This window comes from Enterococcus sp. DIV1444a (genome assembly GCF_051712125.1).
In the GTDB taxonomy this organism is placed as follows: Bacteria; Bacillota; Bacilli; order Lactobacillales; family Enterococcaceae; genus Enterococcus; species Enterococcus faecalis.
Genome location: NZ_JBIOOG010000001.1, coordinates 394,876 through 411,292, shown reverse-complemented (window position 1 = coordinate 411,292; position 16,417 = coordinate 394,876). Strand labels below are relative to the sequence as shown.

Annotated in this window: 16 protein-coding genes, 1 tRNA gene and 1 other annotated feature (1 of these 18 cut by a window edge); of the genes, 4 read left to right on the top strand and 13 right to left on the bottom strand. The window is 36.8% G+C overall.

All coding sequences use genetic code 11. From position 1 onward, the window contains the following. Positions 1-78, bottom strand: a binding site (T-box leader) (it extends 132 nt beyond the left edge of the window). 290 nt (positions 79-368) lie between these two features. The 7 genes from cls to IGI87_RS02195 form a co-directional block, all read right to left on the bottom strand. Beyond that, the gene (gene cls / locus IGI87_RS02225; protein WP_104855074.1) at positions 369-1,814 is read right to left on the bottom strand and encodes a cardiolipin synthase; all 1,446 of its coding nucleotides are present in this window, start codon (positions 1,812-1,814) and stop codon (positions 369-371) included. Between the two features lie 165 nt (positions 1,815-1,979). Then, the gene (locus IGI87_RS02220; protein WP_438736145.1) at positions 1,980-2,462 is read right to left on the bottom strand and encodes a VOC family protein; all 483 of its coding nucleotides are present in this window, start codon (positions 2,460-2,462) and stop codon (positions 1,980-1,982) included. Positions 2,463-2,484: 22 nt separating this feature from the next. After that, positions 2,485-3,360, bottom strand: coding sequence for an aldo/keto reductase (locus IGI87_RS02215; RefSeq protein WP_280211457.1), 876 nt, complete (start codon positions 3,358-3,360; stop codon positions 2,485-2,487). A gap of 277 nt (positions 3,361-3,637) precedes the next feature. Continuing rightward, positions 3,638-3,711 (bottom strand) — tRNA-Lys (locus IGI87_RS02210). Positions 3,712-3,792: 81 nt separating this feature from the next. After that, positions 3,793-3,930, bottom strand: a complete 138-nt coding sequence (locus IGI87_RS02205) for a FeoB-associated Cys-rich membrane protein (RefSeq protein WP_104854706.1) — start codon at positions 3,928-3,930, stop codon at positions 3,793-3,795. Between the two features lie 6 nt (positions 3,931-3,936). Next, a complete protein-coding gene (feoB, locus tag IGI87_RS02200) occupies positions 3,937-6,087 on the bottom strand; it encodes a ferrous iron transport protein B (RefSeq protein WP_104854705.1) in 2,151 nt (716 codons plus the stop codon). Next, the gene (locus IGI87_RS02195; RefSeq protein WP_104854704.1) at positions 6,084-6,557 is read right to left on the bottom strand and encodes a ferrous iron transport protein A; all 474 of its coding nucleotides are present in this window, start codon (positions 6,555-6,557) and stop codon (positions 6,084-6,086) included. The genes feoB and IGI87_RS02195 overlap by 4 nt, the downstream gene beginning before the upstream one ends. Before the next feature lie 513 nt (positions 6,558-7,070). Here IGI87_RS02195 and IGI87_RS02190 point away from each other — a divergent pair. From IGI87_RS02190 to nrdF, 4 genes are all read left to right on the top strand, one after another. Then, positions 7,071-7,295 (top strand): redoxin NrdH, encoded by a 225-nt coding sequence (locus tag IGI87_RS02190; RefSeq protein WP_104854703.1) that lies wholly within the window; start codon positions 7,071-7,073, stop codon positions 7,293-7,295. 1 nt (position 7,296) lies between these two features. Further along, positions 7,297-7,674, top strand: a complete 378-nt coding sequence (nrdI, locus tag IGI87_RS02185; protein WP_438736143.1) for a class Ib ribonucleoside-diphosphate reductase assembly flavoprotein NrdI — start codon at positions 7,297-7,299, stop codon at positions 7,672-7,674. Beyond that, positions 7,655-9,814, top strand: coding sequence for a class 1b ribonucleoside-diphosphate reductase subunit alpha (gene nrdE / locus IGI87_RS02180; RefSeq protein ID WP_002355358.1), 2,160 nt, complete (start codon positions 7,655-7,657; stop codon positions 9,812-9,814). The genes nrdI and nrdE overlap by 20 nt, the downstream gene beginning before the upstream one ends. Before the next feature lie 200 nt (positions 9,815-10,014). Further along, positions 10,015-10,980, top strand: a complete 966-nt coding sequence (gene nrdF, locus IGI87_RS02175; RefSeq protein ID WP_002355357.1) for a class 1b ribonucleoside-diphosphate reductase subunit beta — start codon at positions 10,015-10,017, stop codon at positions 10,978-10,980. A gap of 252 nt (positions 10,981-11,232) precedes the next feature. Here nrdF and IGI87_RS02170 read toward each other — a convergent pair whose 3' ends face one another. The 6 genes from IGI87_RS02170 to IGI87_RS02145 all read right to left on the bottom strand — a co-directional run bounded on the left by IGI87_RS02170 (position 11,233) and on the right by IGI87_RS02145 (position 16,393). Then, complete coding sequence (locus IGI87_RS02170) at positions 11,233-11,589, bottom strand: cation:proton antiporter (RefSeq protein WP_113794848.1); 357 nt, start codon at positions 11,587-11,589, stop codon at positions 11,233-11,235. Positions 11,590-11,669: 80 nt separating this feature from the next. Further along, the gene (locus IGI87_RS02165) at positions 11,670-12,371 is read right to left on the bottom strand and encodes an MgtC/SapB family protein (protein WP_438736142.1); all 702 of its coding nucleotides are present in this window, start codon (positions 12,369-12,371) and stop codon (positions 11,670-11,672) included. 95 nt (positions 12,372-12,466) lie between these two features. Then, positions 12,467-13,168 (bottom strand): glucosamine-6-phosphate deaminase, encoded by a 702-nt coding sequence (gene nagB / locus IGI87_RS02160; RefSeq protein ID WP_284959192.1) that lies wholly within the window; start codon positions 13,166-13,168, stop codon positions 12,467-12,469. 130 nt (positions 13,169-13,298) lie between these two features. Next, a complete protein-coding gene (locus IGI87_RS02155; protein ID WP_438736140.1) occupies positions 13,299-14,507 on the bottom strand; it encodes an LCP family glycopolymer transferase in 1,209 nt (402 codons plus the stop codon). A 149-nt stretch (positions 14,508-14,656) separates the two neighbouring features. After that, positions 14,657-15,637: a diaminopimelate epimerase gene (gene dapF / locus IGI87_RS02150; RefSeq protein ID WP_438736139.1), complete on the bottom strand. Its 981-nt coding sequence runs from the start codon at positions 15,635-15,637 to the stop codon at positions 14,657-14,659. A 147-nt stretch (positions 15,638-15,784) separates the two neighbouring features. Beyond that, complete coding sequence (locus IGI87_RS02145; protein ID WP_438736137.1) at positions 15,785-16,393, bottom strand: superoxide dismutase; 609 nt, start codon at positions 16,391-16,393, stop codon at positions 15,785-15,787. Positions 16,394-16,417: the final 24 nt, after the last annotated feature.

Genomic DNA, 16,417 nt, shown 5'->3' with positions numbered 1-16,417 from the left:
ACGTGTACTAGTTTCCAGCGCCACTAGCTTTCTGTAACAGTGGTTATTTCTCTACTGCTTTTCTGTCATTGCTTTGTATTTAACTTGTACATGTAGCATATTCCTTTTCGTTTTTTTTGTCAACACTCTTTGCTTAATTTTTTTTACTTTTACAAAAGATGTCCTTTTTTCGCAAAAATAAAATAACAATATTTAAACAAAATAAATTGTTTTAACAGCAACGAAAGATAAAAAAATAACAAAAAAACTTAAAGAATATTTTTAAAAATTTTTTTGACTTTTTTTGTGATTTTCTATACTTTTATAAAATTCCCGAAGAAAAATGACGAACTTCTGATCAGAAGTTCGTCATTTTGTGAAAAACAGTTTTAAAGAATTGGTGAAAATAATCGTGAAATTTGTTGTTTAAAAATCAACCATTTTGACATGTCGCGAACAACTTCTGGAGTCATTGTTGTACATTTTTTTCGATCTTCTAAGAAAATTGCTTCTAATTGATCAATGATTTTTTTATCATATAACACAGCATTTGCTTCAAAGTTTAATTTGTAACTTCGGATATCTTGATTAGCTGAACCAACTGTGCAGACTTCATCATCCATAATCATTGTTTTCGCATGTAAGAAACCACCGTTATAAATTAAAATTTCAATATTTTCTTTCATTAACAAGCGGCCGTAATACTGTGTTGCTCGATAAATAAACGGATGGTCGGGCTTATCTGGAATCATAATTTTAACATCTACTCCTGAAGCCGCAGCAACCTTTAACGCAGCCAAGACACTATCATCAGGAACTAAATACGGCGTTTGAATCCAGACTCTTTTTTTGGCAGAAGTAATCAATTTAATAAAGGCCAATTTAATTTGTTCACGGTCACTGTTAGGTCCACTTGCAATCATCTGAATTGATGTATTTGCCTCTGGCACCAACGCTTCAAGTTTAAAGAAATAATCCAATTGATACGCCACACGATTTTTCTCAGGGGAAGAGACGTTCCAATCCATTAAAAAACGCATTTGCAGTAATGAGGCTGCTGGCCCTTGAATCCGTAAATGCGTATCCCGCCAATAGCCAAACTTTTTAGTCGTTCCGGCATATTGATCGGCAACATTAAAACCACCAATGTAGCCTACTTTTCCGTCAATAACGACAATTTTCCGGTGATCATGATAATTCAAACGAAACTTCAAGAGTGCTTTTTGAGAAGTAATAAACGTTTGGACAAAACCGCCGTTTTTTTTCAATTCATTCAAATGATGAACCTTGGTGCCCTTTGAGCCAAAGGCATCGTAAAGCAACCGCACTTCAACCCCTTCAGCCGCCTTTTCTTCTAATAAGTTCAAAATTTTGGTGCCGATATGATCCGTTACAAAGGCATAATATTCAATATGAATGGAATGCTGAGCTTTTTTTATGTCCGCCATCAACGCATTGAATTTTTCCATACCATCCGTAAAAATCTCAACGTCATTTTTCTTAGTCAGAGGCATCCTATTTAACGAGGAGAAAAAGTCTGTAAACTGCTGTTGCTCCTCCGTCGGCATCTTTTGACTATAAAGTTCAAAACTTTCTTCTTGGAAATTCTGAAAATTCTCTAATTCCCGTAAATCACTTTGTTGCAAATAAAATTTCTTTTTGTCGGTCAAGCCTCGACCAAAGAATAAATATAAGAAAAAACCAAAAACGGGTAGAGCAATCAGTACGAGTAACCATGCCCAAATTGCTGCTACATCTCGAGGTTTTAACAAGATGGTAATTCCCGCAATAATTGCATTAATAAAATAAATAACTGTTAAGACACTAAGAATCAATTGTCTTCCTCCTTTATTTGTTACGTTTTAGTATACCATCAATTAAGGATTTGGAATATCTTTTCTTTGGCTGCTTCTGTCTAAAAAATAAAAAGAACCCCTCATTCTAGTTACTGGTACTAGAATGAGGGGTTCTTTTTGATGTTTGTTTGAAAGTCTTTTAACTTAATTTCGGGTAAATGGACCTTTAGGAGCAATCAATTCTAAATTTGTACCATCTGGATCGGTAAAGTAAGCGACACTTGTACCAAAACCGCTCTTCAAGCCATCTTCTTCTTGGAATGTAATCGGCTCTCCAGCAGGTTCTACGCCAATCGCTCTTAAACGGGCAACCGCTACATCAATATCTTCCACTTCGAAACACAGATGCATTGCACTAATTTGTTCATTGGAATAAGAGGCTTTTTCTGATTTAGGTGTAACATATTCTAATAAATCAATATTGATATTTTCTAGATGTACATTGGCATACTTGATTAATGTATCATCTAACCCTTGTGTTTGGGCCATCCGTTTTCCACCAATTTCATCACGATTTGCAATTTTGGTTCCTGTTAATGCTTCATAAAATTTCACTGATTCATCCAAATTACTGACTGTAATCCCCACGTGGTTGACTACTGAAAAACCTTTAACTGCTTCACTCATTGTCTCTTCTCCTAGTTAATTTTTAGAAATCAAACGTGTCAGGATCTGGTCCCACACGTAACGATTCATTCAATTGGTTAATTTGTGCCATTTCCTCTGCACTTAGTTCAAAATCAAAGACCGCTGCATTGCTAATCATCCGTTCTTTGTGGACAGATTTCACAGCTAATAAGATATCTTGTTGAATATCCCAACGTAAAATTACTTGCGCTGCTGATTTATTATGATTCTCGGCAATCGCTAAAATTGTTTCATTTGATAATAATTGACCTTGCATCAATGGTGACCAAGCTTGGACTTTAATAGCATGTTTTTCACAGAAATCACGCACTTCTTTTTGGTCTAATTTTGGATGTAGTTCCACTTGGTTAATTACTGGAACAACTTTTGCATAGGAAAGTAAATCTTCTAAATGATGGACTTGGAAGTTGCTGACACCAATCGCTTTCACTTTTCCTTCGGCGTACAAAGTTTCTAAAGCTTGCCATGATTCTTTGTAAGAATTATTTCCTGGCCAATGAATTAAATACAAATCTAAATAATCTAAACCTAAACGTTCCAAACTATCATTGAAAGCTTGAATTGTTTCATCATAGGAAATATGCGCGTTCCAAACTTTCGAGGTAACAAATAAGTCCTCACGGTTCAAACCAGTTGCCGCTAAGCCTGCTTTAATTCCCGCTCCTGTACCGGATTCATTGCCATAGATTTGCGCTGTATCGATTAAACGATAACCATTGATAATCCCTTCTTCGACTACTTTTGCTGTCTCTTCATCTGGTATTTGGAATACCCCAAGGCCCATTCCTGGAATTTTAGTGCCGTTGTTTAATATTACTGTATCTGCTAGTGATGTAATCATTTGATTCGCTCCTTTAACGTTTTCTGATATCATCATATACCGTGCCGTATATGATGTATAGTACGTACTTTTTCGTTTCATAGGAACCAAAAAGTGCGCTTTTTGTTAAATTCGCTTTTTTAGCCTGAAAATTTTTTAACTTTTTTATATAACGTGCTTTTTCTTTCTTTTAAGCAAATCATTCTTTAAACGATTTAATGAGTATATCTCTCCCGACACTCAACATTTTAGATAAAAAAAGAGAACGCGTACTCCGTCTTCGAAACGTCCTAAGACGCCGACAGAATACCGTTCTCGTGGGTTTGGCACCCAATGGGGGCATAGGGATTCGAACCCTAGACCCTCTGATTAAGAGTCAGATGCTCTAACCAACTGAGCTATGCCCCCGTTGTATAAAATGGCTTTTCAGCTACCTCAATATTGTAGCACTCCGCTATTATTTATACAAGAGGGAATTTTTTTAACCTGTTATTCTTGTGAAGCTTGTTCTTTTTTTACAGGACAGGCTGTTTGACAATCTTCACAGCTTGCTCCTTTTTTAATTCGTCGATAGGTGATGATTCCTGCTGTTCCAAAAATTAAAATGGATAAAATAATTGTTGCCATTCGTTCTTACCCTCTTTCTAAAGAAGTGATTGCTTGGACGCTTTCTCTGCCTGGCTTTGGCTTTCTTATAAGGAAATAAAATCCAACTAAAACAACGCCCATCGCTAAAAAAGTCCCAATAGTTAGTGTGCCTTTTTCGACTAATACATGGCCCAATTGATAGATCACAAAACTAACCATATAAGCCAAACCACATTGATAACCAATGGCTCCTAATGTCCATTTAAGGTCTCCCATTTCACGGCGAATTGCGCCAATTGCAGCAAAACACGGTGCACATAATAAGTTAAAAGTTAAGAACGAATAGGCTGCGACTGGTGTAAAGGTGTGTTGCAATGCGCCCCAGACTTCTACCCCGTTTTCAGAAACATCTTTCACATTGCCAAATAAAATACCCAAGGTGCCAATAATATTTTCTTTTGCTATCAATCCTGTAATTGTGGCAACTGCTCCTTGCCAATTGCCCCAGCCTAATGGGATAAATAGCACCGCCAACCCTTTACCTAGAAATGCTAGAATACTTTGACTTTCTGGAACAGGTTGAAACGTCACAGAATAATGGGACATGAACCAAATGAGAATACTGGAAACAAAAATAATCGTTCCTGCTTTTTTTACAAATGAGCGACATCGTTCATAAGCATGTCGAACCACACTTCTAAACTGTGGCAAATGATAGGCGGGAAGTTCCATAATAAACGGCGCCGGATCTCCCGAAAAATACTTGGTCTTTTTTAAAGCAATCCCTGACAACACAATGGAAGCAACCCCTAAAAAATAAGCAGAAGGCGAGACCCAACTTTGGTTAGGAAAAAATGCGCCTGCAATCAGAGCGATAATTGGCAGCTTTGCCGAACAAGGCATAAAAGTCGTGACCATAATAGTCATTCGCCGATCGCGTTCGTTTTCAATCGTTCGACTAGCCATCACGCCTGGGACCCCACAACCTGTCGCAATTAACATTGGAATAAACGACTTACCAGATAGGCCGAATTTCCGAAACAAACGATCCATGACAAAGGCAATCCGTGCCATATAGCCACAATCTTCTAAAAAACCTAAACATAAAAACAGGACGGCCAGTTGTGGTAAAAAGCCTAACACAGCCCCAACACCTGCAATGATCCCATCTAAAATTAAACTTTGCATCCATGGCGCTACTTGCCATTGCGCCAACCAACTTCCCACAAATTGAGGAACCCATTCTCCAAAAAAGACATCGTTTAACCAGTCTGTCCCCATTGTACCAACCGTTTGAATAGACAAGTAATAGACCAACCACATCACAAACGCAAAGATTGGCAACGCCAACCACCGATTGGTTACCACTCTGTCAATCTTATCACTGTGAGTAAATGTCATTTCTGTTTTTTTCGTCGCACACAAAGCAATTAATCGAGCAATAAAGGCATAGCGTTCATTAATGATAATCGCTTCACTTTCATCTTGAAAGATTTTTTCAGTAATTCGAATGACTTCTTCAATTTCTTTTTCTTGAAAAGAACTCAATAATAATTGCTCTTTAGTTCGAACATCTCGTTCAAAAAGTTTTAAACTATACCAACGCTGTTGCGTTTCAGGAACAGTATTCCCTAAAATATCAATAATTTCAGCAAGGGCTGCTTCTAAACGATTATCATAAGAAGGATAAATAACCTCTGTCTCTATGGCATTGGCTCGCTGCTTACTTTGTTTTAAGGCATGATCCAACCCACGATTCTTCAAAGCACTAATCTCAACGACAGGCACGCCTAAGCCATAACTTAACTTTTCACTATTTAATGTTTGGCCATTTTTTTCCAGTAAATCCATCATGTTTAACGCACAAACAACCGGTAACCCTGTTTCAATTAATTGTGTTGTTAAATAAAGATTCCGTTCCAAATTGGTCACATCGAGAATATTCAAAATCACTGAAGGTTCGTCCTCCAAAAGGTAATCTCGTGCCACAATTTCTTCAGGCGTATAAGGAGAAAGAGAATAAATCCCTGGCAAATCTTGAATAATGAGTGTCTTATCTTTCTTTGCCACTCCCTCTTTGCGTTCCACAGTTACACCTGGCCAATTTCCAACATATTGGTTGGCTCCCGTTAACATATTGAATGTTGTTGTTTTACCGCTATTAGGGTTGCCGGCTAGTGCAATTTGCTGAGTCATTCGCTTTCCTCCTTCTCAACCAAGATCAGCTCCGCTTCACTTTTTCGTAACGTTAGTTCGTAGCCACGTACATTGATTTCAATTGGATCAGCTAAAGGAGCCACTTTGCGAATAAAAATTACTGTTCCTTTTGTTAAGCCCATGTCCATCAACCGCCGTTTCACTGCTCCTTGTCCGTGGATACCTACTATCGTAGCGCGTTCTCCAACTTTCAAGGTATCCAAGGAGACCCAAACTTTCTCATTCGCCGAGCGCTCCTCCACATGAATCGCTTGTAAAATCGTATCTGTTAGCGCAATCCGACTATTATGTAATAAAACAATACCATTTTGATTCTGATAATTGACAAGGACAACCGCTTGGCCTGCTACGACACCTAAATTGTTTAGATGTTTCTTTGTCTGAGCATCTGCTTGGACGGTTTCGACTGTATAGACTTTCCCAACTTCTGCCTGCGCTAACGTAATCATTTACTTCCCTCCATGTGAAAAAGTTTCAAACGAAAATGAGAATCGTTCTCAATTAAAAGAATACGCTTGCTTAAGCGGAAAGTCAATGAATTTCTGAATCTATCTCCTGCTTTCTTCTATTTTCCTTCTATATAGAGACACTTTTTTCAGGTTACGTTTTCTAAAAAAAGTCAGCTCTTGTTTTTTTATGTTAATAGCTACTATAAATTCCCGTTCATTCAATAACAAATCTGCTTATTTTTTCTTCTTGTGCCTAAATCAAAAGTCAACACAAGATTTAGTATTTTTTCACTAAATGTTCTCTTTCAAAATTTTAATTTTTTTGTTTGTCAAACACTGACCAATGTGTTTTTTCTCCCAAAAACGAGGATTCACGTGTTTTCATTTTTCTTTCAAAAACACAAAAACTAGTATTATGAGAAAAACGCACCACAATATATAGTGTTAAAGTGTTGACTTTTTTCTACATAGATTTATACTAGTTTATGTAGAAAAAAAGAGGAGGAACTTTCAATGAACGTAAAAATCTTTTCAAAAAATAACTGTATCCAATGTAAAATGGCGAAACGTTTCCTAAGTGAAAATAACATCGCTTTTGAAGAAATCAATATCGACGCACAACCAGAAGCTATCGACTGGTTAAAAGAACAAGGATTCCAAAGCGTACCGGTCATCACATCTGAAGCAACAACCGTTGTTGGCTTCCGTCCAGACCAATTAAAACAATTGGCTAGCTAAGATGAAACTTGTTTATTTTTCAGTAACCGGTCAAACGAGGCGCTTTATTAAAAAATTGGATTTGTCTGCTTATGAACTCGAGCCAGCGAATCCTTTTTTTGAAATAAATGAGCCTTTTATTCTTGTCATTCCTACCTATGATGCAGAAATTACAGAGGTGGTGAATGACTTTCTTGATTATAAAAGTAACCAAGAACTGTTAGTTGGTGTAGCTGGTGGGGGCAACCGTAATTTTGCTGAATTATTTGTCTATACCGCCAAAGATATTGCCCGCGATTACCACGTTCCGCTTCTATACTCCTTTGAGTTTAGCGGAACGGACGAAGACGTGGAGACCTTTAAGAAAGTAGTGGAAGAAATTGAGTCTAAAAGAAATTAAAGATGTCAGCTATTTCAAACTGAATAACGAGATTAACCGTCCTGTTGATGGTCAAATCCCTTTAAATAAAGATAAAGAAGCACTCGCAGCCTTCTTTAAAGAAAATGTAGAACCGAATACACGTAAATTCAGCTCTGCTGAGGAAAAAATCAACTTTTTAATGAAAGAAGATTTTATTGAAACTGAATTCATCGAAAAATATTCAATGGACTTTATTGAAAAATTATATGCTTTCTTAGATGAACAACATTTCCAATTCAAGTCTTTTATGGCGGCTTATAAATTCTATTCTCAATATGCTTTAAAGAACAATGCCGGAACAGAGTATTTAGAAACATATGAAGATCGGGTTGCCTTTAATGCCTTGTATTTTGCGGATGGCGATGAAGAATTGGCTTTAACATTGGCGGATGAAATGATCCATCAACGGTATCAACCAGCCACACCTTCTTTCTTAAACGCTGGGCGTAAACGTCGAGGTGAATTGGTTTCTTGTTTCTTAGTTCAAGTAACAGATGATATGAACAGCATTGGTCGTTCAATTAATTCTGCACTACAATTATCACGAATCGGCGGTGGCGTAGGAATTACCCTTTCAAACTTACGTGAAGCAGGTGCACCAATTAAAGGTTATGATGGCGCAGCAAGTGGTGTTGTCCCTGTTATGAAATTATTTGAAGATAGCTTTAGCTATTCTAACCAATTAGGTCAACGTCAAGGTGCTGGTGTTGTTTATCTAAACGTCTTCCATCCAGATATTGAAATGTTCTTATCTGCTAAAAAAGAAAACGCTGATGAAAAAATCCGTGTAAAAACGTTGTCTCTTGGTGTTATTGTTCCAGATAAATTTTACGAATTAACGCGTAACAACGAAGATATGTATTTATTTAGTCCTTATAGTGTGGAACGTGAATATGGTGTGCCTTATTCCTATGTAGATATTACCAAAGAATATGATAACCTAGTGGCCAATCCAAACATACGTAAACGTAAAATTAAAGCCCGTGACTTAGAAAATGAAATTTCTAAATTACAACAAGAATCTGGCTATCCTTATATCATTAATATCGATACAGCCAATAAAAATAACCCGATTGATGGCAAGATTATCATGAGTAACTTATGTTCTGAAATTCTTCAAGTTCAAACGCCTTCTGTTATTAATGGGAAACAAGAATATGAAGTTTTAGGAACAGATATTAGTTGTAACTTAGGTTCAACTAACATTGTTAATTTAATGGAAAGTCCTGACTTTGGAAAATCTGTCCGCGCTATGACGCGTGCGTTAACTTTTGTAACAGATGCTTCTGAAATTGATGTCGTGCCAACTATCCAAAATGGAAATCGTTTAAGCCATACAATCGGACTAGGCGCAATGGGCTTACACACCTTCTTCGCTAAAAATCATATGGAATACGGCTCTGAAGAATCATTAGACTTTACAGACATTTATTTCATGTTATTAAATTACTGGACTTTAATGGAAAGTAACCAAATTGCGAAAGAACGTAACCAAGTCTTCCATAATTTTGAAAAATCAGATTATGCTTCTGGTGCTTACTTCGATAAATATATTGAAGGCAACTTTACACCAAAATTTGATAAAGTGAAAGAAATCTTCAAAGACATTCAGATTCCAACGGCTGAAGATTGGGCTGCGTTACGCGATGCTGTGAAAAAAGATGGTCTTTATCATCAAAATCGTTTAGCCGTAGCGCCAAATGGTTCAATTTCATATATTAATGATACTAGTGCCAGCATTCATCCAATTACTCGCATGATTGAAGAACGTCAAGAGAAGAAAATTGGTAAGATTTACTATCCAGCGCCTTATTTAGCTAATGATACAATCCCTTACTATACTTCTGCTTACGACATGGATATGCGCAAAGTGATTGATGTCTACGCAACAGCGCAACAACACGTTGATCAAGGAATGAGTTTAACCTTGTTTATGCGTTCAGAAATCCCTGAAGGCTTGTATGAATGGAAAGAAACACCGAAACAAACAACCCGTGACTTGAACATTTTACGTCATTATGCGTTCAACAAAGGGATTAAATCAATTTACTATATTCGTACATTTACAGATGATGCTGAAGAAATTGGCAGCAATCAATGTGAGTCTTGCGTGATTTAATGAAAAGCACTTAAATAAGGCGTTCTGCTTGAGCGTCTTATTTTTTAGGAATGTTCTCTTTTTAAACAGGACATTTTCAGATATACTGGACAAAGAAGAACGGCTGCACGCTCCTATTTGGACTCTGTAGAACGTTTTAAGCGAAGAAACGAGACAACTAGTCAAACAGACTGCTGTCCCAGCATACAGGAGGAATAACCATGGCAACGTATTATGAAGCAATTAACTGGAACGCCATTGAAGACGTCATTGATAAATCCACTTGGGAAAAATTAACCGAACAATTTTGGTTAGATACACGGATTCCGTTATCCAATGACTTAGATGATTGGCGGACTCTTTCCGATTTAGAAAAAACTACTGTCGGCTACGTTTTCGGCGGTTTAACTTTATTAGATACTGTTCAATCAGAAAGCGGCATGGATCAACTGAGAAATGATGTGCGGACGCCCCATGAAGAAGCCGTCTTAAATAACATCCAATTCATGGAATCTGTCCATGCTAAAAGTTATTCTTCTATCTTCAGTACATTAAATACAAAAAAAGAGATTGATGATATTTTTGAGTGGACAAATACCAACAAACATCTGCAATATAAAGCAGAACGGATTAACGAAATTTATAAAAACGGTACTCCGTTAGAAAAAAAAATTGCTAGTGTATTTTTAGAAACGTTTTTATTCTATTCTGGGTTTTACACTCCCCTTTACTATTTAGGAAACAATAAACTAGCGAACGTCGCTGAAATTATTAAATTGATTATCCGTGATGAATCAGTGCACGGCACGTATATTGGCTATAAATTCCAATTAGGATTTAATGAATTACCAGAAGATGAGCAAGATAAACTAAAAGATTGGATGTATAATTTACTTTACGAATTGTACGAAAATGAAGAACGTTATACAGAAGAATTATATGATGACTTAGGTTGGACCGAAGAAGTAAAAACCTTTTTACGTTACAACGCCAACAAAGCTTTAATGAACTTAGGTATGGATCCCTTGTTTGCAGATACAGCCAATGATGTGAATCCGATTGTAATGAATGGTATTTCGACAGGAACTAGCAACCATGACTTCTTCTCTCAAGTAGGAAATGGCTATTTACTAGGAACAGTTGAAGCCATGAAAGATGATGACTATCTTTACGGTTTAGATAAATAGTAAAAAGCTAGAAACGATTAACGTTTCTAGCTTTTTATTTTACCAACTTCCAGAGGCACCGCCACCGCCGAATGAGCCGCCACCGAACCAAGAACTAATCCAACCAAACATACTTTTCACCTCCCTAAGTAAAAGATATATATAAATTAGAGTATTAAACAATTTTATTATGTACCCTACTCTAACTTATAAGTAATTTCTTTTCTCATTGCCCCTGATAAACAGGATAACAATTAACTTTTGCAAAACGGATTACTTTTTTCTCTTAAAAGCAACCTGGATAATTTTGGAGAAAATAAAGCTAAAAATTATGATGCAGGCTAAAATAACAAAAGAACCGATAGTATTTTCCAAAACATTCTTAAATATAGGGATTTTTATTAACCCTAGATATCCAATAAGAGATAAAATAATGCCCACCAAATAAAATTGGAGTATTTCTCGGCTAGATTTTTCTTCTCCTTTTTCAAATCTGGTAGAAGCAAAATCTCCCACTTGAAATGGAAGGGGCGAACCATTTTGCGAAGGATCTACTTTTGTATTCATTTTATCAAAAGAAGAATTAGAGATATTCATTTTCTCATTCGCTTTTTCTTGATTATTTTTCATCCTACATCCCTCTCTATTTTCATTATCCCTATAAAAACAAACAGCTAAAAGCATCCATTTTATGAGATATTTTTTAATTATTACACATTAATCAATCGTAATTTTGTTACATTATTTGAAACAGATAGATCTTCGATAACATCGGCATACGTTAGGCCTTTAGGTAAATCAATAGTATAGATATTCGTATAGATTTTTGTATCATCTACCCAAGAAACATTGAAATTCACATCATAAATTTCAATATGTTTTTCTTCAAAATATTGATTAATAAATTCTTTAGTTTCTTGTTTATGTTGATAGCGAATTTCTAATTTTTTGATTGTTGGTACGTGAATAATTCGTTTGACAATGGTTAAGGCAAATAATACACCGATAAAACTTGTTAAGGCAATCGTATAGTAGCCCATGCCCACCGCAATCCCTAAACCAGCCACGGTCCATAGTGAAGCCGCTGTCGTCAATCCTGTGACACTTTGTTTCGTTACAATGATAGTTCCAGCACCTAAAAAGCCGATGCCACTTACAACTTGCGCAATCAATCTTGCTTGATCTGAACGAATGACCCCAGTCAAAGCCGGATTAGCTAACGCATCTTTCAATGCACTGATTGCAATTTGCGACTGAATTAACGCAATAATAGCCGCGCCCATACAAACTAAAATGTGAGTGCGCATTCCTGCTGGGCGATTCTTATATTGTCTTTCAAAACCAATTGCGCCACCCATCACCATCGCTAGGACTAACCGTAAAATAATTTCTGGAATTGTTAGCTGTAACATCCTTTTCACCTCTTCTTCTATTACTTCCAGTATAACAAAAAAAGAACTTGAAACATAAAGATTTCCTTATGTTTCAAGTTCTTTTTAATCAACGATTATAATTTACTTGCAGCTACATCATCAATGATTACAACAACATCTTGATGGTTTTGTAATGCGCTTGCTGGCATATCTGTTGTTACTGGTCCGTCAATCATGCCTTTAATGGCCTCTGCTTTTGCTTCGCCATAAGCCATTAAAATCATTTTTTTGCCTTTCATGATTGAACCAATTCCCATAGAAACAGCGCGCGTTGGGACATCTTCTACTTTGTCAAAATAACGTTTGTTTGCGTTGATTGTTGATTCAGTCAACTCAACGACATGTGTTAAGCTATCTAGAGGTGTACCTGGTTCGTTGAAGCCGATGTGTCCATTTTGACCAATACCTAAGATTTGGATATCTACTGGATGTGCATCGATAATTTTTTCATACTCTGCGGAAGCAGCATCTAAATCTTCTGCTTTACCATTTGGTACAAATGTTTCTTTAAATGGTTTTTTGTCAAATAAGTGTTTGTTCATGAAATAACGGTAACTTTGCTCATCTTCGCCACCTAAACCAACATATTCATCTAAGTTTACAGAAGTCATTTCTGTAAAGTCGACATCACTTGCTGTCATTTCTTTATATAATGTTTCTGGTGTACTACCTGTTGCTAAGCCTAAAACTTTCGCACCATTGTTCATACCTTCTTTAATTAATTCAAACGCTTTTTTGCCGCCTTCTTCTGCATTTGCTACACGGATAATTTGCATTTTGACTCGCTCCTTACGGTTTATTTTGGTATAGTCCAATTATAACACCTTCTGAAAAAAATTTCTAGAATAAAAGAAAAAAACTTCTATTTCCCATCAGAAATAGAAGTTTTCGAGCTTGTTTAACAGTTTAATATTGTGGTGCGTTGGGATCCACATACGTATTTGGATCAGCATAAGCGTTTGGATCTGTGTACGCATTTGGGTCAACGTACGTATTCGGATCGTAGGCTCCTTCTGCTGCTTGTTGCGTATTGCCGTTGTATTCTGTTTGTCCGGCTGTGGTGTCCGCTGTGCTACTCGAACTAGTAGAACTATTGGCACTTGAATCACCAGATTCACCAATCAGTGTAGTATCTGTAACAGCATAGCTAAACTGATTATAAAAGGCTAAATCTTTTTCACGTTCAGAAGCATGTTCTTTTAAACCAAGTTGTTTTCTAAGTGTTGTTTGTGTTTTGTATAAACTATTTGGATCTAGGACTTGATAATAAATATCATCAATGGTTGCACTATATCCTTGTAATTGTTCAGAATCAATTTTTTTAAAGGCAGATAAATATTTTGATTGGATGTCCATCATGTCATCCCAAGTTAAGTCTGTTTTTACATTGGCTTCAACAGCATCAAGAATTTTTCGATATTTTGAAACACCATCTAAACTCATGACTTTGCGCACAATTTTCTCAACAACTTCTCGTTGGCGGCGTTGACGACCCACATCTCCTTCAGGATCTTCGTGACGCATCCGCGCATAAGCCAAACCTGTCGTGCCATCTAACTTGATTTTACCTGCTGGAACAGTAATACCGTCCAACGTAAATTCACCAATCGTATTATCTACTTCAATACCGCCTACCGCATCAATCAGGTCTTTTAACCCTTTCATATTGATGGATACATAGTGATGGATGGGAATATCCAGTAATTCTTGGACTGTATTAATCGCCATTTCGGCGCCACCAAATGCATAGGCATGGTTCAATTTGTCTTGTGTGTCATTTCCAACAATATCTGTTAGAATATCTCTATCCAAACTGATCATTGTGGACTTGTTTTCTTTCGGGTTGATGGTTACAACCATTGTAGTATCTGAACGACCTTGTTCTGTTCGGCCTAAATCACCTGTGTCAATCCCCATTAAAAGAACAGAGAATGGTTCTTGTGCATCAATATTGGCCGTGGCTCCTTTATTGGACTTACGGTTAACTGATTGATAGATCCCATTGATTGTTGAATTGGCATCTGAATACATCTTAATCCCGTAAGCACATACCCCAGCTACTACCACTAGCAAGACGCTCAAGAAGCCCAGTACTACTTTTTTCCATAGTTTCATAAGACACTTCCTCGTTTATCTAAGAATAATTCTTAATTCATGCCCTTTATTTTCTCATAGTTTGCTTATTCAAGCAATATTTTTTATTTTTTGGAACAAGAACTTAACACAATTGTAAAATAAAAGAGCGCTTTATCAAGGAACAATTGTTATTTTTGAGAAAGTGTTTGCAGAAATTCTTGATAATGTTTCTGTTCATTCGTTTCAGTGATAGTTATTTTCTCAAATGCACCATGTAGTAAATCAGTCAATGATCCTTCAATCAAATGCGTAATCGTGGCATTCCCAATTAATTCCATCCAATAACTGCCATCTGACGTTTCGTGGACGACTGTTTTCACCATACCTCCAGCATTTTTGACGGTTATTTCTTCATAAAAAACACCATCTTTCAATAACGTATAAAGTAAACTACTTGCGCACATAGCTGTCCCACAAGCACTTGTAAAACCTACACCACGTTCATACGTTCGAACAAATAGTTGATTTTTGCCAAGAATTTCAACAAAACTCACATTTATCCCTTCTGGAAAATATGGATTTTCATTATTTACATAGGTAGCGATTCGTTCAAATTCTGGACCATTTAAGGTTTCGTGATCCACAAATGCTACAAGGTGCGGATTAGGCACTGCTACCGCTGTAAAGCGAATGGTGTTAGATAAGGCTGGTACGATTTCATCAATTAATGTTTGGACCCCTAAATGCATTGGGATAGTAACTGCTTCAAAACTTACTGGCGAAATTTCCACTTGGTAAGTCGCTACTTCTTCAGCTAAATTGGGGGCTTGACGTACTTTCAAATCTGCAAACATTGTTTCAACTGTAAATGATTTTTCTTGGTTTTTTTCAGCTAAATAACGGGCAACCGTACGCAAGCCGTTCCCGCACATGCTTGCTTCACTACCATCGCTGTTAATCACTCGCATTCTAGCATTGGACGTGCCGTGAGTCCCTTCTCCTACCAAAAGTAACCCATCTGCTCCCGCCAATAATCCTGTTTCCCGCGAACATAACTGGATGCGCAATTGCTCAATTTCCTCAGCGGTTAAAGAACGCTCAAACTGTGTTTCATCCAATAAAAAGAAATCATTTTCTGACCCGTGTACTTTTTGCATCATAACATTCATTTTTTTAGCTCCTTCTTTATGTATCCGTTATCTTTCCCTACTTACTTTAGTATGCCATAAACGAACAACTATTTCGACCCTGGATTTGTAAAAGGAAAGAGTCAAATGACAGCCGTCATTTGACTCTTTCCTTCACAATTGGCAAACTTATTTTGCTGTAGCAAAAAGTTCGTTTACTTTATCCCAGTTAACAACGTTCCAGAATGCTTCAATGTAATCTGGACGAACGTTTTTATATTTTAAGTAATACGCATGTTCCCAAACGTCAAGACCTAAAACAGGTGTTTGACCATCCATTAATGGTGAATCTTGGTTTGGTGTTGAAGTGATTTCTAATTTACCGTTATTCATAACTAACCAAGCCCAACCTGAACCAAAGCGGCCAGTTGCAGCTGTTTTGAAAGCAGCTTTCATTTCATCAAAGCTACCAAATGTTTCATCGATTGCTTCTTTAATAGCGCCAGTTGGTTGTCCACCAGCATTTGGTGCCATAATTTCCCAGAAGAATGTATGGTTTGCGTGACCGCCACCATTGTTACGAACGGCTGTACGGATATCTTCAGGAATAGCATTCATATCTGAAATTAAGTCTTCTACAGATTTTTCGCCTAATTCTGGATGTTTTTCAATCGCTGCGTTTAAGTTAGTCACATAAGTGTTGTGGTGTTTATCATGGTGTAAGTGCATTGTTTCCACGTCAATGTAAGGTTCTAATGCATCATAAGCATATGGTAATTCTGGTAATGTGTAAGTCATTTTTTAAATCCCCCTATTTTTTAG

What these genes read in the sequence shown, in the direction of transcription:
- IGI87_RS02190 (WP_104854703.1), top strand. Translation starts at nt 7,071, where the DNA reads ATGAACGTAAAAATCTTTTCAAAAAATAACTGTATCCAATGTAAAATG.
- IGI87_RS02215 (WP_280211457.1), bottom strand. Translation starts at nt 3,360, where the DNA reads ATGATGATATCAGAAAACGTTAAAGGAGCGAATCAAATGATTACATCA.
- IGI87_RS02170 (WP_113794848.1), bottom strand. Translation starts at nt 11,589, where the DNA reads ATGAAAAATAATCAAGAAAAAGCGAATGAGAAAATGAATATCTCTAAT.
- dapF (WP_438736139.1), bottom strand. Translation starts at nt 15,637, where the DNA reads ATGAATGTTATGATGCAAAAAGTACACGGGTCAGAAAATGATTTCTTT.
- IGI87_RS02165 (WP_438736142.1), bottom strand. Translation starts at nt 12,371, where the DNA reads ATGTTACAGCTAACAATTCCAGAAATTATTTTACGGTTAGTCCTAGCG.
- IGI87_RS02155 (WP_438736140.1), bottom strand. Translation starts at nt 14,507, where the DNA reads ATGAAACTATGGAAAAAAGTAGTACTGGGCTTCTTGAGCGTCTTGCTA.
- nrdF (WP_002355357.1), top strand. Translation starts at nt 10,015, where the DNA reads ATGGCAACGTATTATGAAGCAATTAACTGGAACGCCATTGAAGACGTC.
- IGI87_RS02220 (WP_438736145.1), bottom strand. Translation starts at nt 2,462, where the DNA reads ATGAGTGAAGCAGTTAAAGGTTTTTCAGTAGTCAACCACGTGGGGATT.
- nrdI (WP_438736143.1), top strand. Translation starts at nt 7,297, where the DNA reads ATGAAACTTGTTTATTTTTCAGTAACCGGTCAAACGAGGCGCTTTATT.
- IGI87_RS02145 (WP_438736137.1), bottom strand. Translation starts at nt 16,393, where the DNA reads ATGACTTACACATTACCAGAATTACCATATGCTTATGATGCATTAGAA.
- feoB (WP_104854705.1), bottom strand. Translation starts at nt 6,087, where the DNA reads ATGACTCAGCAAATTGCACTAGCCGGCAACCCTAATAGCGGTAAAACA.
- IGI87_RS02205 (WP_104854706.1), bottom strand. Translation starts at nt 3,930, where the DNA reads ATGGCAACAATTATTTTATCCATTTTAATTTTTGGAACAGCAGGAATC.
- IGI87_RS02195 (WP_104854704.1), bottom strand. Translation starts at nt 6,557, where the DNA reads ATGATTACGTTAGCGCAGGCAGAAGTTGGGAAAGTCTATACAGTCGAA.
- nagB (WP_284959192.1), bottom strand. Translation starts at nt 13,168, where the DNA reads ATGCAAATTATCCGTGTAGCAAATGCAGAAGAAGGCGGCAAAAAAGCG.